Annotated in this window: 12 protein-coding genes; 8 read left to right on the top strand and 4 right to left on the bottom strand. The window is 66.6% G+C overall.

What is annotated here, in order from left to right; translation table 11 throughout:
* The first annotated feature begins 46 nt into the window (after positions 1–46).
* The 5 genes from fba (at position 47) to DCM79_RS24275 (ending at position 5,096) form a co-directional block, all read left to right on the top strand.
* The gene (fba, locus tag DCM79_RS24295; RefSeq protein WP_257176687.1) at positions 47–1,114 is read left to right on the top strand and encodes a class II fructose-bisphosphate aldolase; all 1,068 of its coding nucleotides are present in this window, start codon (positions 47–49) and stop codon (positions 1,112–1,114) included.
* A gap of 260 nt (positions 1,115–1,374) precedes the next feature.
* Complete coding sequence (locus DCM79_RS24290) at positions 1,375–2,400, top strand: class I fructose-bisphosphate aldolase (RefSeq protein WP_257176686.1); 1,026 nt, start codon at positions 1,375–1,377, stop codon at positions 2,398–2,400.
* 3 nt (positions 2,401–2,403) lie between these two features.
* Positions 2,404–3,093, top strand: coding sequence for a thiamine phosphate synthase (locus tag DCM79_RS24285; protein WP_257176685.1), 690 nt, complete (start codon positions 2,404–2,406; stop codon positions 3,091–3,093).
* Between the two features lie 8 nt (positions 3,094–3,101).
* The gene (locus tag DCM79_RS24280) at positions 3,102–4,175 is read left to right on the top strand and encodes a tetratricopeptide repeat protein (RefSeq protein WP_257176684.1); all 1,074 of its coding nucleotides are present in this window, start codon (positions 3,102–3,104) and stop codon (positions 4,173–4,175) included.
* Between the two features lie 129 nt (positions 4,176–4,304).
* Positions 4,305–5,096 (top strand): inositol monophosphatase family protein, encoded by a 792-nt coding sequence (locus DCM79_RS24275; RefSeq protein WP_028138464.1) that lies wholly within the window; start codon positions 4,305–4,307, stop codon positions 5,094–5,096.
* A 172-nt stretch (positions 5,097–5,268) separates the two neighbouring features.
* Here the strand turns inward: DCM79_RS24275 and DCM79_RS24270 are convergent, their stop codons facing one another.
* From DCM79_RS24270 to DCM79_RS24260, 3 genes are all read right to left on the bottom strand, one after another.
* Entirely contained in the window at positions 5,269–8,430 is a 3,162-nt protein-coding gene (locus DCM79_RS24270; protein ID WP_257176683.1) for a multidrug efflux RND transporter permease subunit, read from the bottom strand.
* A gap of 6 nt (positions 8,431–8,436) precedes the next feature.
* A complete protein-coding gene (locus tag DCM79_RS24265; RefSeq protein ID WP_257176682.1) occupies positions 8,437–9,630 on the bottom strand; it encodes an efflux RND transporter periplasmic adaptor subunit in 1,194 nt (397 codons plus the stop codon).
* Between the two features lie 232 nt (positions 9,631–9,862).
* On the bottom strand, positions 9,863–10,882 hold the full coding sequence (locus tag DCM79_RS24260; protein ID WP_257176681.1) for a cyclopropane-fatty-acyl-phospholipid synthase family protein: 1,020 nt from the start codon (positions 10,880–10,882) through the stop codon (positions 9,863–9,865).
* 167 nt (positions 10,883–11,049) lie between these two features.
* Here DCM79_RS24260 and DCM79_RS24255 point away from each other — a divergent pair, with 167 nt between their 5' ends.
* The 3 genes from DCM79_RS24255 (at position 11,050) to DCM79_RS24245 (ending at position 13,703) form a co-directional block, all read left to right on the top strand.
* On the top strand, positions 11,050–12,069 hold the full coding sequence (locus tag DCM79_RS24255) for a flagellar motor protein MotA (RefSeq protein WP_257176680.1): 1,020 nt from the start codon (positions 11,050–11,052) through the stop codon (positions 12,067–12,069).
* A gap of 159 nt (positions 12,070–12,228) precedes the next feature.
* Complete coding sequence (locus DCM79_RS24250) at positions 12,229–13,257, top strand: peptidoglycan -binding protein (protein WP_257176679.1); 1,029 nt, start codon at positions 12,229–12,231, stop codon at positions 13,255–13,257.
* A complete protein-coding gene (locus DCM79_RS24245; protein WP_257176678.1) occupies positions 13,257–13,703 on the top strand; it encodes a GNAT family N-acetyltransferase in 447 nt (148 codons plus the stop codon). Before DCM79_RS24250 ends, DCM79_RS24245 begins: the two co-directional genes overlap by 1 nt.
* 166 nt (positions 13,704–13,869) lie before the next feature.
* Here the strand turns inward: DCM79_RS24245 and DCM79_RS24240 are convergent, their stop codons facing one another.
* A complete protein-coding gene (locus tag DCM79_RS24240) occupies positions 13,870–15,720 on the bottom strand; it encodes an ABC transporter ATP-binding protein/permease (protein ID WP_257176677.1) in 1,851 nt (616 codons plus the stop codon).

Here is a 15,720-nt window from a genome sequence, read left to right as displayed (position 1 = left end):
GGCAAACATCGCGGCCTCGAAAGGCCCCAACGGGAGAAAAAGACAGATGGCTCGGATCACGTTACGTCAACTGCTCGACCACGCGGCGGAGAACGATTACGGCGTACCGGCCTTCAACATCAACAACATGGAGCAGGCGCTGGCGATCATGGACGCGGCCAACCAGGTCGACGCGCCCGTCATCATCCAGGCCTCGCGCGGCGCGCGCTCCTACGCCAACGACGTCATGCTCAAGCACATGATGGACGCGGTGACCGAGATCTATCCGCACATTCCGGTCTGCGTGCATCTCGACCACGGCAACGAGCCGGCGACCTGCATGACCGCGATCCAGGCCGGCTTCACCTCCGTCATGATGGACGGCTCGCTCAAGGCCGACGGCAAGACCCCCGGCGACTGGGCCTACAATGTCGACGTCACCAAGACCGTGACCGACATGGCCCATCTCGGCGGCATCTCGGTCGAGGGCGAGCTCGGGGTGCTCGGCTCGCTCGAGACCGGCATGGGCGACAAGGAAGACGGCCACGGCGCCGAAGGCAAGCTCAGCCACGACCAGCTCCTGACCAACCCGGACGAGGCTGTGAAGTTCGTCAAGGAGACCAAGGTCGACGCGCTCGCGATCGCGATGGGGACGTCCCACGGCGCCTACAAGTTTACCCGCAAGCCCGACGGCGACATCCTCGCCATGAACGTGATCGAGGAGATCCACCGCAAGCTGCCGAACACGCACCTCGTCATGCACGGTTCGTCCTCGGTGCCGCAGGATCTCCAGGACATCATCAACGCCTATGGCGGCAAGATGAAGCCGACCTGGGGCGTGCCCGTGAGCGAGATCCAGCGCGGTATCAAGAACGGCGTGCGCAAGATCAACATCGACACCGACAACCGCATGGCGATGACCGGCCAGATCCGCAAGGTGCTGAAGGACAGCCCGGAAGAGTTCGATCCGCGCAAGTACCTGAAGCCGGCGATGGAAGCCATGACCAAGCTGTGCAAGCAGCGCCTGCAGGAGTTCAACACCGCAGGCCAGGCCGCCAAGATCAAGCGCGTCCTGACCACCGCCGAAATGGCCAAGCGCTACGCCAAGGGCGAGCTGGATCCCAAGGTCGCGTAAGCGACGGCGAACGTGGCGTAAGTCCGAGATACTCTCTCCGTCATTCCGGGGCGCCGCAAAGCGGCGAGCCCGGAATCCATAACCACGGCCTGGGGTTATGGATTCCGGGCCTGCGCCTTTCGGCGCATCCCGGAATGACAGTTTTGTTGTGGCACGGTACTTCCTCCCCCCTACCCCTGCGACGAACGTTAACTCGGCAATTGCCCGAGAACGGTCTATTTTCACGGGCAAGGGCAGAATCGTTTTGGGAGGACCTCTCGATGAATCTGACTGAGCTCAACAGGATCGCGACCGCCATGGTGGCACCCGGCAAGGGTATCCTCGCCGCCGACGAATCCTCCGGCACCATCAAGAAACGCTTTGACGCGATCGGCGTCGCCTCGACCGAAGAGAACCGCCGCGACTATCGCGAGATGCTGTTCCGCGCCAAGGACGCCATGAGCCAGTACATCTCCGGCGTGATCCTCTATGACGAGACGATCTGGCAGAATGCTGCGGACGGCACGCCGCTGATCAAGCTGATCGAGAGCAGCGGCGCCATTCCCGGCATCAAGGTCGACGAGGGCACGCAGGCCCTGCCGATGTGTCCGGGCGAGCTCGTCACCGTCGGGCTCGACAAGCTCGCCGAGCGGCTGAAGAAATATTACGAGCGCGGCGCGCGCTTCGCCAAATGGCGCGCGGTGATCGACATCGGCAGCGGCATCCCCTCCATGACCGCGATCAGCGTCAACGCCCACGCGCTGGCGCGCTATGCCGCGCTGTGCCAGGCCGCACAGATCGTGCCGATCGTCGAGCCGGAGGTGCTGATGGATGGCGACCACGACATCGACCGCTGCTATGAGGTGACGGGACGGGTGCTCAACAAGACGTTCCAGGAATTGCGCGTCCAGCGCGTCGCGCTCGAAGGCATGGTGCTGAAGCCCAACATGGCGATCTCAGGCAAGAAATGCGCGAAGCAGGCCTCCGTCGAGGAGGTCGCGGAGAAGACGATCCGGCTGCTGAAGGCCTGCGTGCCGGCGGCCGTGCCCGGCATCGCCTTCCTCTCCGGCGGCCAGTCGGACGAGGAGGCAACCGCGCATCTCAACGCCATGCACAAGCTCGGTCCGCTACCCTGGGGCCTGACCTTCTCCTATGGCCGCGCGCTGCAGGCCGCGCCGCAAAAGGCCTGGTCCGGGAGGCCTGAGAATGTCGCGGCCGGCCAGCGCGCCTTCAGCCATCGCGCGCGAATGAACGGCCTTGCCGCCAAGGGTGAGTGGCAAAGCAGCCTGGAACAGAAGGCAGCCTAGATCTTGTCGAACAAACCGCCTCCGCCGCGCCCGGCGCCGCGCCTTTATCTCGCGACGCCTGTGGTCGATGATCCCGCTGCGCTTGTCGCCGAGCTCCCGGGCCTGCTCGCGGTCGCCGACATCGCGGCCGTGCTGCTGCGGCTGAAGGAGACCGACCACCGCACCATGATCTCGCGCATCAAGGCCTTAGCGCCGCCGGTGCAGAAGGCGGGCGCAGCGCTGCTGGTCGAGGGCCATGCCGAGCTGGTTGCGCGCGGCGGCGCTGACGGCGCGCACCTGCCCGGCATCGCCGCGCTGAAGGAGGCGCTGCCGTCGCTCAAGCCCGATCGCATCGCCGGCGTCGGCGGGCTGACGACGCGGCACCATTCCATGGATGCGGGCGAGATGGGCGCCGACTACGTGCTGTTCGGCGAGCCCGATGCGAAAGGCCAGCGTCCCCAGGCGCAGGCGATCGCCGAGCGGCTGGACTGGTGGGCCGAGCTGTTCGAGCCGCCCTGCGTCGGCCTTGCCACCTCGCTCGAGGAAGCCCACGACTTCGCCCTCAGCGGCGCCGATTTCGTGCTGGTCGGCGACTTCATCTGGTCCGATCCGCGCGGTCCCAAGGCCGCGCTGGTCGAGGCGGATGCCGCGATCAAGAAGGCGCACGCGACGGCGACGGCGAGCCAGAATGCTGCCGGCGACGAGCACGGCTAGCGCCCGACATGAAGCTCCCCTGCATCACCATGCTGGCTACGCTGCTGCTCACGGCACCGGCGGCCGCGCAGCTTCAGATCACCCCGCCGGCCACCATACCGAGCACGACGCCAGAGAAGCAGAAGCCCAAGCCCCCCGCGCCGGCCAAGAAGGAGGCTGCGCCGAAGCCTTTGGCCTCGCCTAAGCCCGCCCCCTCCGCCAAGCCGACGCCGGCCCCGACCGTGATCCCGGCGCCGCCGACCGACAATTCCAACGCCGATCTGGTGTACGGCGCCTATCAGCGCGGCCAGTACAAGACGGCGTTCGAGCTCGCCACCGCCCGCGCGCAAGCCGGCGATCCCAAGGCGATGACCATGCTGGGCGAGCTCTATTCCAACGCCATGGGCATTCGCCGCGACTATGCCAAGGCGGCCGAATGGTACAAGCGCGCGGCGGACGCCGGCGATCGCGAGGCGATGTTCGCGCTCGCCATGCTGCGCATTTCCGGCCGCGGCGGCCCGGTCGACAAGGGCGAGGCGGTCAAGCTAATGGCGTCAGCCGCCAAGCTCGGCGAGCCCAGGGCGGCCTATAACCTCGCTCTGCTCTATCTCGATGGTCAGACCCTGCCGCAGGACGTCAAGCGCTCGGCCGAGCTGCTGCGCCAGGCCGCCGATGCCGGCCTGCCCGAGGCGCAATACGCGCTCGCGACGTTCTACAAGGAAGGCACCGGCGTTCCGAAGGATCCGGAACGCGCGGTGCGGCTGCTGCAGGCCGCCTCGCTCGCCGACAATGTCGACGCCGAGGTCGAATATGCCATCGCCATGTTCAACGGCACCGGCACGCCGAAGAACCAGCCGGCCGCCGTCGCCCTGCTCCGCAAGGCCTCCCGCCAGGGCAGCGCGATCGCGCAGAACCGGCTGGCGTGGGTGCTGATCAACGGCGTCGGCACCACCATGGACAAGGTCGAGGGCTTCAAATGGCACCTGGTGGCCAAGACCGCCGGCAAGGGCGACCCCGAGCTCGACAAGCAATTGTCCGACCTACCCGCCGAGGAGCGGGCCAAGGCGGAGGCCGCCGCCAAGAAGTGGCTTGGCAACAAATGACTTGACCCCAAATAACCCGACCCCAAATGACCTGATCCAATGACTTGACGCCAGCGCCCCTGCAGGGCACCCAAGGCGTCAAACAGGCGCGATGTCCCGCCCTTCTCCCCCGATCAAGACCGAAAGCTCATGCTGTATTCCGCCACTATCAACGTCATGGTCAAGGCTGCGCGCCGTGCCGGCCGCAGCCTCAAGCGCGATCTCGGCGAGATCGAGCATCTCCAGGTCTCGCTGAAGGGGCCGGCGAATTTCGTCTCGCTTGCCGACAAGCGCGCCGAGGAGATGCTGTACCAGGACCTCGCCAAGGCCCGCCCCGGCTACGGCTTCATCGGCGAGGAAGGCGGCACGCGGGAAGGCAGCGACAAGAGCCATACCTGGATCGTCGATCCGCTCGACGGCACCACCAACTTCCTGCACGGCATCCCGCAATTTGCGATCTCGATCGGGCTGTCGCGCGAGGGCACCATCATCGCGGGCGTGATCTACAACCCCGCCAATGACGAGCTCTACATCGCCGAGCGTGGCAAGGGCGCCTTCCTCAACGACCAGCGCCTGCGGGTGGCCGGCCGCCGCCAGCTCAACGAATGCGTGGTGGCCTGCGGCCTGCCCCATATCGGCCGCGGCGATCACGAGGAATTCCGCCGCGAGATGACGGCGATCCAGGACCGCGTCGCAGGGCTACGCCGCTTCGGCGCCGCCTCGCTCGACCTCGCCTTCGTCGCCGCCGGCCGCCTCGACGGCTATTGGGAGCGCAATCTGCAATCCTGGGACATCGCCGCCGGCATGCTGATGGTGCGCGAAGCCGGCGGGACGGTCAGCGACATCAGCACGCCGGGCGATGCGCTGGTGACCGGGGACGTCGTGTGCGGCAACGAGTTCGTGCACGGCGAATTGGTGAAGATCTTGCGGAAGGCGGCGTAAGGCGGAAGCCCGCGCTTCACATTCAGCTGTCATTCCGGGGCGCGCCGCTTGGCGCGGGCCCGGAATCCATTCAGCCGCATCATTGTAGCCCGATGGATTCCCAGATGCGCAATTGCGCATCGTAGCTCGCGCGGCGCGCGCTACGCGCGTCCAGGAATGACGGAAGAACGCCTCAATGGCTCGTGCGCGCCCGCGCCGGCGGACCGTGGTGCTCGCGCTCCCGCGCCGCCGTCGGTTCCCGGTCCCCGCCCAGCACGCGCTGCACCGAGACGAAGAACACCGGCACCATCAACAGCGCCAGGATCACCACCGCGATCATGCCGCCCATCACGACCGAGCCGAGCGCCTGCTGGCTGGCGCCGCCGGCGCCGTGGGCGATCGCCATCGGCAGCACGCCGCAGATGAAGGCGAGGCCGGTCATCAGGATCGGGCGGAAGCGGAGGCGGCAGGCTTCGATGGTGGCTTCCACCAGCGGCTTGCCTTCTTTCCGCAGATCCTTGGCGAACTCGATGATCAGGATCGCGTCCTTGGCGGCAAGGCCGATGATGGTGATCAGGCCGACGGTGAAATAGACGTCGTTGGGCAGGCCGCGCAGCATCGCCGCGGTCACGGCGCCGACGATGCCGAGCGGCACGGTCAGCAGCACCGCGAGCGGAATGGTCCAGCTCTCGTAGAGCGCGGCGAGACACAGGAACACCACGAACACCGACAGCGCCAGCAGGAAAGGCGCCTGCGAGCCGGACAGCTTCTCCTGCAGCGACTGCCCGGTCCATTCATAGCCGAAGCCGCGCGGCAATCTGTCGGCAAGCTGCTCCATCTCGGCGATGGCGTCGCCCGAGGTGAAGCCGGGCTTGGCTTCGCCGGAGATGCGCACCGCCGGATAATAGTTGAAGCCGGCGATCTGCGTCGGCCCACGCGCCCATTCGACCGTGGCGAAGGACGAGAACGGCACCAGCTGGCCGCGGCTGTTCTTGACGTTGTAGTTGAGGATGTCCTCGGTCCGCATGCGGTCGCGGGCGTCCGCCTGCACCACGACGCGCTGCATGCGGCCGCGGTTCGGGAAGTCGTTGATGTAGTTCGAGCCGAGATTGGTCGAGATCGTGTTGTTGATGTCCTCGAAGGTGACGCCGAACGCGCCGGCCTTCTCGCGGTCGATCATGAGATTGACCACGCCTGCCTCGGGCAGGCCTTCGATATAGACCTTCTGGAGCACCGGGCTCGCATTGGCCGCCGCGATCAGCTGGTCGGCCGCGCGCATTAGGGCCGGATAGCCCTTCTGGCCGCGGTCCTGGAGACGGAACGAGAAACCGGAGGAGTTGCCGAGATTGTCGATCGGCGGCGGCTGCAGCGCCGAGATCTTCGCATCGCGGATCGACGAGCCGAGGTCGCGATTGACGTCGTTGACGATCGCGGCGGCGGAATCCTTCGGGCCGCGTTCCGACCAGTCCTTCAAGGTGATGAAGGCCTGCGCGGTATTCATGCCCTGGCCGGAGAAGCTGAAGCCGGTGAGGAAGGTGACGTTGTCGACGCCCGGCCGCGCGGCCAGATATTTCTCGACCTTCTCGATCACGGCCTCGGTGCGGGCATAGGACGAATCCGACGGCGTCTGCACGTCGGTGGTGATGAAGCCCTGGTCGTCGACGGGCAGGAAGCCGCCGGGCAGATTGATGAAGGCCCAGGACAGACCAACCAGCAGCGCGGCATAGACCAGCATCAGCCGGCCGGTGCGCTTCAGCGAAAAGCCGACGGTGCGCCCGTAGCGGAATCGCGCGGCCTCCAGCATGTGGTTGAACCGGCTGAACACGAAGTTGGTCGAATGGCCGTGCCCCTTGGCGATCGGCTTGAGCAGCGTCGCGCAAAGCGCCGGCGTCAGCGACAGCGCCAGGAACGCGGAGAAGCCGATCGCCGCGACCATGGTGACGGAGAACTGGCGGTAGATGATGCCGACCGAGCCCGGGAAGAACGCCATCGGCACGAACACTGCCATCAGCACCAGCGTGATGCCGATGATGGCGCCGGTGATCTGCGACATGGCCTTGCGCGTCGCTTCCTTCGGCGGCAGGCCTTCCTCGGCCATGATGCGCTCGACGTTCTCGACCACGACGATGGCGTCGTCGACGAGGATGCCGACCGCGAGCACCATGGCGAACATCGAGAGCATGTTGATGGAATAGCCGGCGAGCAGCAGCGCGGAACAGGCGCCGAGCAGCGCCACCGGCACCACGATGGTCGGAATGATGGTGTAGCGGATGTTCTGGAGGAACAGGAACATCACGACGAACACCAGCACCACGGCCTCGACCAGCGTCGTCAAAACCTTCTTGATCGAGGCTTCGACCACGGGCGTGATGTTGTAGGGGATCTCGTAGGTGATATTGGCCGGGAAGAAGCGCGACAGCTCCTTCATCTTGGCTTCGACCGCACTCGCGGTCGCCAGCGCATTGCCGGTCGGCGACATCAGCACGGACAGGCCGGCGGTCGGCTTGCCGTCGAGGCGGGTGTTGAACTGATAGCTGAGACCGCCGACCTCGACGCGCGCGACGTCGCGCAGGCGCACGGTCGAGCCGTCGGCATTGGCGCGCAGGATGATGGTGCCGAACTCGTCCGGCGAGGAGAGCTGGCCCTTGACCAGCACCAGCGCGGAGGTGCGCTGGTTCGAGGTCGAGGGCTCGGCGCCGATGCTGCCCGAGGCGACCTGCGCATTCTGCGCGGCAATGGCCTTGTTGACGTCGTCGGCGGTGAGCCCGTAGCCGACCAGCTTGGCCGGATCGACCCAGACGCGCAGACTTCGCTCGGTGGAGTACAGCGTGGCGCGGCCGACGCCGGGAATGCGGCGGATCTCGCCCAGCACGTTGCGGATCATGAAGTCGCCGAGTCCGACCTCGTCGAGGCTGCCGTCGGTCGAGTTCAGCGTGATGATCTGGAGCACTGCGCTGGAGGCTTCCTCGATCAGGATGCCCTGCTGCATCACCGCGCGCGGCAGGCGCGCCTCGACGCGCTTGATGCGGTTCTGCACCTCGACCGAGGCGGCGCTGGTATCGGTGCCCGGCTGGAAGTTGGCGATGATCTCGACCTGGCCGAGCGAATCGCTGGTCGATTCGAAATTGAGGATGTTGGCGGCGCCGTTGAGCTCCTCCTCGATCAGCCGCGTGACGCTGTTGTAGAGGTTCTCAGGCGAGGCGCCGGGATAGCTGGTCGAGACGGAGATCGAGGGCGGCGCGATGATCGGATATTGCGCGATCGGCAGCAGCGGCACGGCGATCGCACCGATCAAGCAGATGAATAGCGCGACCACCCAGGCGAAGATGGGCCTGTCGATGAAGAAACTCGCCATAGCGCGCTACCGCGTGAGCTGCTGGGCGTGCCGATTGTCCGCGGTCGCGTCCGCTTCCGACCAGGATTGCGGCTTGACCTTGTCGCCGGCCGCGAACTTCTGGAACCCTTCGACCACGACCTTGTCGCCGGCCTTCAGGCCTTCGGTGACAAACCAGAGTCCGTCCTGCACCGATCCGGTGCGCACCGCCTGCACCGCGATGTGGTTGTCGTCCTTGACGACGAACACCTCGCTGCCGCCGCCGCCGTTGCGCTGGACCGCCTGCTGCGGCACCGCGATCGCATCGGAATCGAGACCCTGGTCGATGCGGACCCGGACGTACATGCCCGGCAGCAATTCGCGCTTAGGATTGCGGAACTCGCCGCGCAACGTCACCTGCCCGGTGTGGGCGTCGACCTTGGCGTCGGAGAACAGCAGCTTGCCCTCGAGCGAATAGATGGTGTTGTCGTCGAGCACGAGGCGGACCTTGGCGGTGTCGGACGCAATACGCTCGAGATCACCGGTTTCGAAGGCGCGGCGAAGCTGGTTGAGTTCGTTCACCGACTGGGTGAAGTCGGCATAGATCGGGTCGAGCTGCTGGATGGTGGCGAGATTGGTCTCGTTCTGCACCGCGAGGGCGCCCTCGCTGACGAGGGCCGCTCCGACCACGCCGTCGATCGGCGCGCGCACGGTCGCGTAGTCGAGATTGAGTTTGGCCCGTGCGAGGTCGGCCTTGCGGCCTTCGACCTCGGCATGGGCCTGCCGTTCAGCCGCAATCGCCTTCTCGTTCTCGGCTTCCGGCGCGGCGCGATCCTTGGTGAGGGTGGCGATACGGTGCGCCTGCTGCTTCGCCTGCATCAACGCGGCCTCGGCCTTGGCAAGCGCAGCTTCGTTGGCCATCACCTCGACCTCGAACGGACGCGGATCGATGCGGTAGAGCGCATCGCCCGCCTTGACCTCGCTGCCCTGGCGGAACAGGCGCTCGACCACGATGCCGGACACGCGCGGCCGCACGTCGGAGACACGTGTCGGCGCGATGCGGCCCGGCAGCTCGCGGACCACGGCGCGCGGCTGCGGCTTGACGATGACGACGCTGACATCAGGGTGGGTCGACGGAGCGGTGGAGACGGCCGAGCTGGATTCCTCGCAAGCGCCCAACAGCGGCGCTAAGGCCGCGAGCATCATTGCAACGCATGCCGATCGCGCACGAAGTCCTGACATGAAGTGGGGTGCCCCGATATTGTTGAAACTGGTCACTTCCGCGCGGAGCCCGTTCTGGACCGTTTCGCGTGCGGGTGATGTCGACAAAATAGAAGGCCCCTGCTGCGATGCAACGCACAGAGCGGGCGGCTCATTGTCACACAGCGCAAGATATTGATTTAAGAAGGCTTTTTACGTGTCACCTGATTGTGAATCGTAGCCCATCAGCGCGTGCTGCGACGGAACGGCGCAATTACCCGGCGGCTTTCATCCGGTATTGGCTAACGCCCCACTCGGTTCCATCGGCGTAGCCGAACAGGCCCGACGTCGCGAGCAGGAACCAGCGCCAGCGCCGCAGCCAGAGTATGGTCTCCTCGCCATAGACCTTGCGCAACGACGCCTCGATCGCGTCGCGATGCGCGTCGAAATTGGCGAGCCAGTCGTTCGCGGTGCGCTGATAATGCGTGCCGCTCCAGCACCATTCCTTCTCCACCGTGAAGATGTCGTCGAACTGCCTGACGAGGTGATGGCTTGGCATCAGCCCGCCCGTGAAGACATGCTGCGCAATCCCTTCGTCACGATCGAGCCGGTCGAACAGCTGCGAGCCCGAGCGATGGGTGACGATTTGCATGAAGAACCGCCCCTCGGGGGCGAGCCATGACCGCAGACGAGTCATCAGCTTGCGCCAGTTCATCATCTGCTCGAACATCTCGACCGAGACGATGCGGTCGAACTGGCCGTCGGGCGCGAACACGTTCATGTCCGCGGTGACCACGCGCAGGTTCAGCAGGCCGCGCTGCCGCGCCTGCTCCTCGACATGGGCGCGCTCCGCCTGCGAGGTCGACACCGCCGTCACCTTGGCGTGCGGAAATTGCCGCGCCATCCACAGCGACAGCGAGCCCCAGCCGCAGCCGAGCTCGAGGATGGTCTGGCCATCGGCAAGGCCGGCATGCTCGACGGTCTGGCGCAGCGCCTCCTCCTCCGCCTCCTGCAAGGTGGTCGCGTCGGTCTTGTAGAAACAGCAGGAATATTTGCGGCTCGGGCCGAGCACGTCCGCGAAGAACGCCGCGGGCACCTCGTCGCGCCCGGCCGCGGCACCCTCGGCGATCGGCCGCAGCATCATCCGACCGGCGAAGGCGGCGTCAGTGGCCGCATCATGGCCGGCGAGGCGCGTTGCGGTGCGGGAGCACAGGCGCTGGATCGCGGCGCGGACCACGACGTCCGGCAGCGGCACGCGTTCGGCAGTCCCGATGATCGCGGAAACGACGCTCATGCGCCCCCCGAATAGCGAACTTCTGCAGATACCTGGCTATCAAAGCGCCGCTTCCGGCGCGGGTTCCCCGAGCCGTCCCCGAAATCGGCGTATCCGGCGCTTTTTTTGGGCCGGCGCTGTGCCATAGTGCGCCCCGCAAGCAAGCTTCGTAATGGATGATAATGGCCATGCCGTCAGGCACTTCGTCCCGCTCCACCATGGATATCGAGTACACCAAACTGTCCTCGCCCAGCGTCTTCCTGGTGCGGATGCTGGTCTTCCTGGTGCTGTGCACGCTGGTCGGCGTCGTGCTCTACAAGCAGATCATCCAGGCCTTCTTCGCCAATCCCGGCCTCAATGCCCTGATCGGCGGGGTGCTGTTCATCGGCATCATCCTGGCGTTCCGCCAGGTCATCCGGCTCTACCCCGAGGTCTCCTGGGTCAACAATTTCCGCATCGCCGATCCCGGCCTGGCGCCGGCCCGGCACCCGAAGCTGCTGGCGCCGATGGCGGCGATCCTCGGCGGCGAGCGCTCCGGGCGGATGACCATCACCCAGACCACCATGCGGCACCTGCTCGATTCGATCGCGACCCGCCTGGATGAAGCCCGCGACATCTCGCGCTACATGACCGGCCTTCTGGTCTTCCTCGGCCTGCTCGGCACCTTCTGGGGCCTGATCGAGACGGTCGGCTCGGTTGGCAAGGTGATCGACGGGCTCAAGGTCGGGAGCGATTCGGGGGCGCTGTTCGACACGCTGAAGGAAGGCCTCGCCGCCCCCCTCGGCGGCATGGGCATCTCGTTCTCGAGCTCCCTGTTCGGCCTCGCCGGCTCGCTGGTCCTCGGCTTCCTCGACCTGCAATCGAGCCAGGCCCAGAACCGCTTCTACACCGACCTGGAGGACTGGCTGGCCACCACCGTGCGCGAATATGGCAGCGGCGAGGTTGCGGTCGCCTCCGGCGGCGGCGGGGTCGCCAGCGGCGAGCTGCAGGCCGCGGTCGAACGCTTGCGCTCCGTGCTCGAGGAAGGCAGTGGCAGCCGCGGCACCACGGCGGCGATGGCGAGCCTTGCCGAAGCGATTCAGGCGCTGGTCTCGCACATGCGCACCGAGCAGCAGATGATCCGCGAATGGGCCGACGGCCAGGGCGAGCAGAACCGCGAGATCCGGCGCCTGCTGGAGCGCCTCGCGCGCCAGCCGGAGAAGAGTTGAGGACAGGACGAAAGGTTCGTGCCCCGGACGCGACGCAGCACGCAGTGATGCGTTGCTGAGCCGGGGCCCAGCACCTTCAGCGTTACAGAATGGGTCCCGGCTCTGCACCGCAACGCTGACGCGTTGCAGCTTGTCCGGGACACGGAAGTGGAGACGTAAATGGCTCTTGCCCGCGCCCGCCGCAGCGAAGGCGGCCTCAATTACTGGCCCGGCTTCGTCGACGCGCTGTCGACGCTGGTGCTGTCGATCGTATTCCTGCTGTCGGTGTTCCTGGTGGTGCAGTTCTTCCTGTCGCAGGAGGTCACCGGCAAGGACAAGGCGCTGGAGCAGCTCAACGCCAAGATCGCGCAGCTCAACGAGCTATTGTCGCTGGAGAAGCTCGGCAAGCTCACGCTCGACGACCAAGTCTCGTCGTTGAAAGCCGGGCTCGCCTCGGCCGAGAGCGAGCGCGACCGCATCAAGGGCCTCTATGACGGCCTCGCGGCCGCCGGCAACGACGCGCAAGGCAAGACCTCCGAGCTCGGCAAGGCGCTGGATTCGGAGAAGGCGGTCTCGGCGCGGGCGCTGGCGCAGATCGAGGTGCTGAACCAGCAGATCAGCGCGCTCCGGCGGCAATTGGCGGCGCTGGAAGAGGCGCTCGACGCGAGCGAGAAGCGCGACAAGGAATCGCAGAACCGCATTGCGGATCTGGGGTCGCGCCTGAACGTCGCCCTGGCGCAGCGGGTGCAGGAATTGTCGCGCTACCGCTCCGAATTCTTCGGCCGCCTGCGCGCCATCCTCGGCAACCGGCCCGACATTCGCATCGTCGGCGACCGGTTCGTGTTCCAGTCCGAAGTGTTCTTCGACACCGGACAGGCGATGCTGCTGCCCGAGGGCCGCGCCGAGCTCGACACGCTAGCGACCGCGCTGATCGAGCTCGACAAGAAGATCCCAAGCGAGATCCCCTGGGTGCTGCGTGTCGACGGCCATACCGACGTGCGGCCGGTGAGCGGCGCGAACTTCAAATCGAACTGGGACCTGTCGGCGGCACGCTCGATCTCGGTGGTGCAATATCTGGTCTCGCTCGGCGTGCCCGCGCAGCGGCTCGTCGCGGCCGGCTTCGGCGAATTCCAGCCGCTCGATCCCGGCAACACCGAGGAAGCCTACAAGCGCAACCGCCGCATCGAGCTGAAGCTGACGGAGCGGTAGTGAGCGCGCTTCACCTCCGCCCCTACGCGGCCTCCGACGAAGCCGCCGCGATCGAGCTCTGGCATCGCACCTGGCAAGCGGCCTATCCGCAGATCGACTTTTCGGCCCGGCTGGAATGGTGGCGCGGGCGCTGGCGCAAGGATCTGGTGCCCAAGGCCTCGATCGTGGTGGCGGAACGAGACGGCGCGCTGACCGGGTTCGTCACCATCGACGGCGAGGGCTATCTCGACCAGCTCGTGGTCGATCCCGCGCATTGGGGCTCTGATGCCGCGCGGCTGCTCGTCGACGAAGCCAAGCGCTTGTCACCCTCGGGCGTGACGCTGCTCGTCAACAAGGACAATGCCCGCGCCATCCGCTTCTACGAGCGCAACGGCTTTGCCCATGCCGGCGACGACGTGAACCCGACCTCGGGGCGGCCGGTGCTGAAGATGGTGTGGCGGGCGTGATCGCCTGAAATTCCGCTGTCATTCCCCGCGAAGGCGGGGAATCCAGTACGCCGTGGCTGATCGGTCAATCACGATCGTCTCGGAGTATTGGATCACCCGCTTGCGCGGGCGATGACACTGTGGGTGAGGCGGCGATGGCAGCGCTTCACGTCGATCGCGCTGCGCCTCACGCCCCCTCGAACTGCAGCCGCGCCAGCCGGGCGTAAAGCCCGTTCGCGGCGACGAGCTCGGCATGGGTGCCCTGCTCGACGATCCGGCCCTGGTCCATCACCAGGATGCGGTCGCAGGACAGCACGGTGGCGAGGCGGTGCGCGATCACCAGTGTGGTGCGGTGGCGCATCAGCTCTTCCAGCGCGGTCTGCACCAGCGTCTCGCTTTCGGCGTCGAGCGCGGAGGTGGCCTCGTCGAGCAGCAGCAACGGCGCATCGCGCAGGATGGCGCGCGCGATCGCGATGCGCTGGCGCTGGCCGCCTGACAGCGTCACGCCGCGCTCGCCGAGCGGGGTCTGGAAACCTTCGGGCAGGCGGCGGATGAATTCGGCGGCATGGGCGAGCTCGGCGGCGCGCTCGACCTCGGCATCGGTGGCATCGGGCCGGCCGAAGCGGATGTTCTCGCGCGCGCTCGCGGCGAACACCACGGATTCCTGCGGCACCAGTGCGATGCGCGCGCGGAAATCCCTGGGGTCGGCGGACTTGACCGGCACGCCGTCGAGCGAGATCGTGCCGCTGCGCGGGTCGTAGAAGCGCAGCAAGAGGTGAAAGATCGTGCTCTTGCCGGCGCCGGATGGGCCGACGATCGCGACCTTCTCGCCGGGGCGCACGGTGAACGACACGGCATCGAGCACCTTGACGTCGCGCCGCGCCGGATAGGCAAAGCTGACCTGATCGAACCCGACCTCGCCGCGTGCCGGCACCGGCAACGCGCGCACTGAGGCGGGCGCGGTGATGTCGGGCTTCACGTGCAGGATCTCGAACAGGCGCTCGGCCGCGCCGGATGCCGCAGAGACCTCGCCCCAGACCTCGCTGAGCTGGCCGAGGCCCGCTGCGGCGAACACCGCATACAGCACGAACTGACCGAGCCGGCCCGGCGAAATCGCGCCGGTGAGGACGTCATGCGAGCCGATCCAGAGGATCGCGACCACGCTGGCGAACACGATGAAGATGATGATGGCCGTGAGCACGGCGCGTGCCTGGGTCGAGGTGCGCGCGGCCTCATAGGCGTGCTCGACCTCGCCGCCGAAACGCTTCTCGGCGAACCCTTCGCTGGTATAGGCCTGCACGGTGCGGATCGCGCCGACCAGCTCGCCCGCATAGGCCGAGGCCTCGGCAAGCGTGTCCTGGGCGTTGCGCGACAGCCGCCGCACCCAGCGCCCGAAGGCAACCAGCGGCAGCACGATCAAGGGGATGGCGAGCAGCACGAAGCCCGACAGCTTCGGGCTCGTGATCACCATCATCGCCGTGGCGCCCAGGAACATCATCAGATTGCGCAGCGCGATCGACACCGAGGCGCCGACGGCCGATTTGAGCTGGGTAGTGTCGGCGGTGAGCCGCGAGATCAATTCGCCGCTGCGCGCGGAATCGAAGAAGGCGGGGGAGAGCGAGAGCAGATGAGCGAAGACGTCGCGCCTGAGGTCGGCGACGATGCGCTCGCCGATCGTCATCACGAGGTAGTAGCGCGCAGCGCTGGCGAGCGCGAGCACGCCGACCACCGCGAGCATCACCGAGAAGTAGCTGTTGATCAGCTCGATGCCCTCGGGCGTCAGGCCGAAATCGATCATCCGGCGCACCGCGATGGGCACCAACAGCGTGGTCAGGGCCGCGACCGTGAGCGCGACGAAGGCCAGCGCCGCCCGGCCGCGATAGCGGCCGACATAGGGCGCCAGCGCGAGCAGCGGCCGCAGCTTGGCGCGGCCCTTGGCCGGCGCTTCGATCAGCTCGGCTTCGATCGAGGTTGTGTCCGCGGCGTTCATTCCGGGCTGATCGACATATTGGTCATCAAGCCGTTCCACTGCGCTCAT

The sequence above is a fragment of the Bradyrhizobium sp. WBOS07 genome (genome assembly GCF_024585165.1).
Taxonomy (GTDB): Bacteria; Pseudomonadota; Alphaproteobacteria; order Rhizobiales; family Xanthobacteraceae; genus Bradyrhizobium; species Bradyrhizobium japonicum_B.
This window is presented reverse-complemented; position numbering and strand designations above follow the sequence as displayed.

Coding starts and splice junctions, on each gene's coding strand:
- fba (WP_257176687.1), top strand. CDS start 47: ATGGCTCGGATCACGTTACGTCAACTGCTCGACCACGCGGCGGAGAAC.
- DCM79_RS24290 (WP_257176686.1), top strand. CDS start 1,375: ATGAATCTGACTGAGCTCAACAGGATCGCGACCGCCATGGTGGCACCC.
- DCM79_RS24280 (WP_257176684.1), top strand. CDS start 3,102: ATGAAGCTCCCCTGCATCACCATGCTGGCTACGCTGCTGCTCACGGCA.
- DCM79_RS24275 (WP_028138464.1), top strand. CDS start 4,305: ATGCTGTATTCCGCCACTATCAACGTCATGGTCAAGGCTGCGCGCCGT.
- DCM79_RS24270 (WP_257176683.1), bottom strand. CDS start 8,430: ATGGCGAGTTTCTTCATCGACAGGCCCATCTTCGCCTGGGTGGTCGCG.
- DCM79_RS24265 (WP_257176682.1), bottom strand. CDS start 9,630: ATGTCAGGACTTCGTGCGCGATCGGCATGCGTTGCAATGATGCTCGCG.
- DCM79_RS24260 (WP_257176681.1), bottom strand. CDS start 10,882: ATGAGCGTCGTTTCCGCGATCATCGGGACTGCCGAACGCGTGCCGCTG.
- DCM79_RS24255 (WP_257176680.1), top strand. CDS start 11,050: ATGCCGTCAGGCACTTCGTCCCGCTCCACCATGGATATCGAGTACACC.
- DCM79_RS24250 (WP_257176679.1), top strand. CDS start 12,229: ATGGCTCTTGCCCGCGCCCGCCGCAGCGAAGGCGGCCTCAATTACTGG.
- DCM79_RS24240 (WP_257176677.1), bottom strand. CDS start 15,720: ATGAGCGCAGTGGAACGGCTTGATGACCAATATGTCGATCAGCCCGGA.